We start from the raw sequence: 403 nt of genomic DNA on the forward strand, positions 1-403 counted from the left end.
CAGGATGTCCAGTTTTTATAACTGTTATCCTATATAATGCGGGTGAAGGGACTTGAACCCCCACGTCATAAAGACACTAGATCCTAAGTCTAGCGCGTCTGCCAATTCCGCCACACCCGCGTAAAGTGGTGAGCCATGAAGGACTCGAACCTTCGACCCTCTGATTAAAAGTCAGATGCTCTACCAACTGAGCTAATGGCTCTTCTTACAAGAGACTTGAGTATTATACCATATAAAAAGTGGTGCCGGCAAGAGGACTTGAACCCCCAACCTACTGATTACAAGTCAGTTGCTCTACCAATTGAGCTACACCGGCAAAATGGTGGAGGATGACGGGCTCGAACCGCCGACCCTCTGCTTGTAAGGCAGATGCTCTCCCAGCTGAGCTAATCCTCCATAATTG

4 tRNA genes are annotated in these 403 nt (G+C 48.1%); all 4 read right to left on the reverse strand.

Annotation, left to right across the window (positions count from 1 at the left end):
• Positions 1–37: 37 nt before the first annotated feature.
• Positions 38–120 (reverse strand) — tRNA-Leu (locus tag V6D44_RS20960).
• Positions 121–126: 6 nt separating this feature from the next.
• A tRNA-Lys gene (locus V6D44_RS20965) sits at positions 127–202 on the reverse strand.
• Between the two features lie 38 nt (positions 203–240).
• Positions 241–316 (reverse strand) — tRNA-Thr (locus tag V6D44_RS20970).
• Positions 317–320: 4 nt separating this feature from the next.
• Positions 321–396, reverse strand: a tRNA-Val gene (locus V6D44_RS20975).
• Between the last annotated feature and the right edge of the window lie 7 nt (positions 397–403).

The sequence above is a fragment of the Bacillus sp. 0209A genome (assembly GCF_036765095.1).
GTDB lineage: Bacteria > Bacillota > Bacilli > Bacillales > Bacillaceae > Bacillus > Bacillus subtilis_G.